The organism is Actinomadura logoneensis (assembly GCF_003428695.1).
Classification (GTDB): domain Bacteria; phylum Actinomycetota; class Actinomycetes; order Streptosporangiales; family Streptosporangiaceae; genus Spirillospora; species Spirillospora logoneensis.
Genome location: NZ_QURH01000791.1, coordinates 1 through 4214, shown reverse-complemented (window position 1 = coordinate 4214; position 4214 = coordinate 1). Strand labels below are relative to the sequence as shown.

General features: G+C 75.1%; 4 protein-coding genes. 1 reads left to right on the top strand and 3 read right to left on the bottom strand.

The window, feature by feature from the left end; translation table 11 throughout:
* From DZF91_RS27495 to DZF91_RS27485, 3 genes are all read right to left on the bottom strand, one after another.
* Positions 1 to 889: Gfo/Idh/MocA family protein (locus DZF91_RS27495; protein ID WP_158588058.1), on the bottom strand; the 889-nt coding region annotated here is incomplete at its 3' end.
* A 32-nt stretch (positions 890 to 921) separates the two neighbouring features.
* The gene (locus DZF91_RS27490) at positions 922 to 2565 is read right to left on the bottom strand and encodes an NDP-hexose 2,3-dehydratase family protein (protein ID WP_199486936.1); all 1644 of its coding nucleotides are present in this window, start codon (positions 2563 to 2565) and stop codon (positions 922 to 924) included.
* Positions 2562 to 3815 carry an activator-dependent family glycosyltransferase gene (locus tag DZF91_RS27485; RefSeq protein WP_117360046.1) on the bottom strand — a complete coding sequence of 418 codons (1254 nt, stop codon included), beginning with the start codon at positions 3813 to 3815 and terminating at the stop codon, positions 2562 to 2564. The genes DZF91_RS27490 and DZF91_RS27485 overlap by 4 nt, the downstream gene beginning before the upstream one ends.
* Positions 3816 to 4032: 217 nt before the next feature.
* On the opposite strand from DZF91_RS27485, the gene DZF91_RS39095 reads away from it, so the two are divergent.
* Positions 4033 to 4214 (top strand): hypothetical protein (locus tag DZF91_RS39095; RefSeq protein ID WP_147341412.1); only part of this gene is annotated, 182 nt, incomplete at its 3' end.

Below are 4214 nucleotides of genomic sequence, written 5' to 3'. Positions count from 1 at the left end.
GGCGCAGGTCGCGGCCGGTGCGGACGGCGGCGGCGAAGTCGGCCGCCAGCAGCGCGAACTGGTCCGCGGCGGGCGCTTCGAGGACCCGCCGCCCGCCGGGGCCGTCCACCGTGATCCGCGGCCGGTGGTCCGGCGGCGGGGTGAACGCGCGGACGGCGCGGACCCGGCCCGCCGACCCCCACAGCTCGTACGTGCTGCGGTAGGCGTGCTCGAAGCCGAACGAGACCGACGCGGTGGTGCCGTCCGGCGCCGCGAGCAGCGCCGACCCGGCCACGTCCACCCCGGACGGCCCCGGCCGCAGCCGCGCCCCGGCGACCTCCAGCCCGGCGCCGAGGAACATGCGCGCAGCGCGCAGCGGGTAGAAGCCGAGATCGAGGAGGGCTCCGCCGCCCAGGTCGGGCCGGTACCGGACGTCGTCGCCCGGCAGCGGCGGGATACCGAACACGGCCCGGAACTCCCGCGGCTCCCCGACCGCGCCCTCCGCCAGCAGGGACCGCACCACGTCGTGCTGCGGGTGGAGCTGGAAGGCGACGTTCTCCATCAGGACGAGTCCGCGCGCGTTCGCGCACGCGACCAGGTCGCGGGCCTGGTCGCCGTCCTCGCCGAGGGGCTTCTCGGCGAGGACGTGCCGTCCGGAGTCGAGGGCCGCCCGCGTCCACCGGTGGAGCAGCCCGGCGGGCAGCGGGACGTACACCGCGTCGATGTCGTCCCGCGCGAGCAGCGCGTCGTAGCCGGTGACCGCGGCGCATCCGAACCGCTCGGCGAACCGCGCCGCGCGCCGCCCGCTCCGGCTGGCCACCGCGACGACCCGCACACCGGGTTCGGCGGTCAGCGCGGGCAGCGTCCGCCGCCACGCGATGTCCGCGCCGCCGAGCACCCCCACCCGCACGGCCCCACCGACCCCACCGGCCCCGCCGGCCGTCACGGGGTCGCTCCGGACAGGGCGTGGAGGCAGGCCAGCAGGGACCGCGCCTCGACGTTGACGTTGTGGCCCTGGCGGGTGAGGGCGGCGAGCCGGTGCAGGGTCGTCCAGCGGAAGTCCTCGGGCGGGTCGTCGGGCACCCCGTCGCCCGCCTCGACCACCAGGTACCGGTTCTCCGCGTGGTAGAAGCGCCCGCCCTCCTCCGACAGGACGCAGTCGTACCGGACCCGCTCGGGCGGCGCCGACAGCACCTCGTCCAGGAAGCGCGGCCGGTCGGCGGCCGGCAGGTGCGCGTAGTTCTCCGGACGGCACTGGACGGTCGGCCCGATCTCCACCGCGTCCCGCAGACCGGGCTGCGCGGCGGCGCGGACCAGCACGTGCAGGACGCCGCCGACCACCCGGACGAGGAAGGCGGCGACGCCGCGCCCGCGCGGGACGAGCATCGGCTGGTCCCAGCCGTCCACCTCGCGGACGCCGGTGCGGACCTCGACGCCGACGATGCTGAAGTGGCGGCCGTCGCGGTGGCTGATCTCGTCGCCGGTCCAGGACCAGTCGCGCACCGTGCGGCCCGGGATCGGCCGCACGGTCATCGGCTGGCGGCTGCGGTGCGCGGTGAGCCAGCTCAGCAGCTCGATCTCGGTCTCGTCCGGACGGCCGTCGGGGCGTCCGGGCGGCGCGAACGACGCGGTGACCAGCGCGCCGAACCCGTCGCCGTCCCTCGCGCCGTTTCCCTCGCCGTGCCCCGCCGGACGCGCCGGGAGGGCGGCCGGGCCGGGCGGGGAGACCGACGCCAGGCAGGACAGGACCGTCCGGGTGTCCATGTTGACGACGTTGTCCAGGCGCATCAGCCGGTGCAGCACGTCCAGCCGGACCCAGCGGAAGCCGTCGCGCTCCTCCACCGGGCCGCGCGCCTCCACGACCATGTTCCGGTTCCGCTTGCCGAGGAACCACGAGCCCTGCTCGGACTGCAGGACGTCCACCACGACCGTGCCGGGCCGGGCCGTGGCGAAGTGCTCCAGGTACGGGGTCGCGCGTCCGCCGTGCACACGGGTGTAGTTGCTGCGGGTGGCCTGGACGGTCGGCGAGATCTGGACGCCGTTGATGTTGCCCGGCTCCATCTTCGCCTGGATGAGGCACTCGACCCGTCCGGCCCTGCGCCGGACCAGCAGGCCGAGCACGCCGATCTCGGGCTGCGAGATGATCGGCTGCTCCCAGCGCGGCACGGGCCCGGTCTCGCTGCCGACGGCGAGGCCGGTGACGGTGAAGAAGCCGCCGCCGCGATGCCGCAGGTCACCGGTGCCGGGATCGGCGTGCCAGCCGCGCAGCGCGTCCAGCGGGACGACGCGGACCTCGGTCCGGGCCGCCCGCGCCTGCTCCCGGAACCATCGCTGAAGTTCCCCGTCCGGCCAGTCGCCGCCTCCGGCCAGGCCCGAACCGCTCCGCGTCGGGTCGCTGCCGCCGCGCGTCGGATCGTCGCCGTTCCGCGTCGGGTCGCTGCCGCCGCGCGTCGGATCGTCGCCGTTCCGCGCCGGGTCGCTGCTGCTGCGCGCCGAGTCGCCGCCGTTCCGCGCCGGGTCGTCGCCGTTCCGCTTCGGGGCGTCGTTCCGTGTGGTGGCCGTTCCCGTGCGGACCGTCCCGGTCATCGAGGGGCACCGGCGGCGGCGATGCGCTCCAGCGCCGCGACCGCCGCGTTGGGGGACGGCTCGGCGAGGACCTCGTCGCCCAGCCGTTCGGCGGCGCGGCGGAACGACGGCTCGGAGACCAGCCGTCCCACGGCCTCGCGGACGCCCTCGGGGGTGGCCTCCTCGCGCGGGATCGACAGGCCCGCGCCCAGCTTCCGGACCAGCTCGGCGCGGACCGGCGCGTCCCACTCGCTCGGCACCAGCGTGAGCTGCGGGACCCCGTACCGGGTGGCCGTCGCGCCGATCCCGGCCGCGCCCACGTGCACGACGGCCGCGCAGGTCGGCAGCAGCGCGTTCATCGGGACGAAGTCGACGGTCCGGACGTTGTCCGGCAGTTCGGCGGTCTCGCCCTCGGCGGGCACCAGCGTCGCGACGACCTCCACGTCCAGCTCGCCGAGGGCCTGGAGCGTCTTGGTCGGGATCGGGTCGAAGCCGTGGTAGCCGCGCATCGAGATGCCGGCGGTGACGGCCACCCGGGGGCGCTCCGGCGGTTCGCGCAGCCAGTCGGGGATCGCGGCCGGGCCGTTGTACGGGACGTACTGCACCGGGACGGTCGGCAGCCCGAGCGGCAGCCGCATGCTGGGCGGCGACTGGTCGAGCGTGTGCTGCCCGGTGACCAGCTCCTCGTCGTAGGACGCCCCGAACCGTCCGGCCGTCTCGGCGAGCCACGCGCCCAGCGGGTCGTGCCGCTCGGCCTCGGGCTGCTCGGCGAGCCGCCGCAGGAAGCTCTGCCGCATCCGGACCAGGACGTCCGCGCCCCACAGGAACCGCACGTGCGGGATGCCGGCGGCGCGGGCGGCGACGGCTCCGGCGAACGTGAACATCTCCCAGACGATCAGGTCGGGCCGCCACTGCCGGGTGTAGGCGACCAGGTCGTCCACCATCGGGTCGTTGAACACCTTCGCGGAGTAGATCGTCGCCTCGTCCATGAACCGGACGAAGTCGGGGTAGGCGACCCCGTCCGGCTCGATCAGGACGTTCGCGACCCGCTCCGCCCAGCCCTCGTCGTGGGACTTCTCGACCAGCACCTGGTCGAAGCTGTGGTCCCGGCCCACCGTCACCGACGGCAGTCCGGACCGGACGACGGTGTCGGCGAGCGCGGGCTGGCTCGCGACCCGGACCTCGTGCCCGGCGGTCCGCAGCGCCCAGGCCATCGGTACCATCTGGAAATAGTGGGTCCGTTCGGCGTAGCTGACGAAGAGCACCCGCATAAAACCCTCCTGAATAGTGGACGGTCTTATTCTGCGTCCCCGGGCGGGCCCGGTCTTCTCGCGGATTGCGCGGCTCGGACGCGGTGTTTCACCTGCTCGGAACCGGTGCGGGCAGCCGCATTCTCGGAGATGCGCGGCCCGCCCGGCCTGCCGATGATGGGTAGCGATCTTCGATGATCCGGCCTGTCGCGGTAGGCAGAGAAACGAGCGGTATTCAATGCGACCTCAGCTCCATTCGAAAAGCCCGCTGCTGGATTTCTGGGAGTCGACCCGGCTGAGCGAGGTGGACGCGGTCCCCGAGCCGGCGGGCGCGCCCGCCCGGTCCGGCACGGCGTCCGGCACGGCGTCCGGCACGGCGTCCGGCGGGACGTCCCCGGCGGGGCCGGAGGACGCCGCCCG

Bases quoted from the DNA above. Each gene is read 5' to 3' on its own strand.
- DZF91_RS27490 (WP_199486936.1), bottom strand. From the start codon at position 2,565: ATGACCGGGACGGTCCGCACGGGAACGGCCACCACACGGAACGACGCC.
- DZF91_RS27485 (WP_117360046.1), bottom strand. From the start codon at position 3,815: ATGCGGGTGCTCTTCGTCAGCTACGCCGAACGGACCCACTATTTCCAG.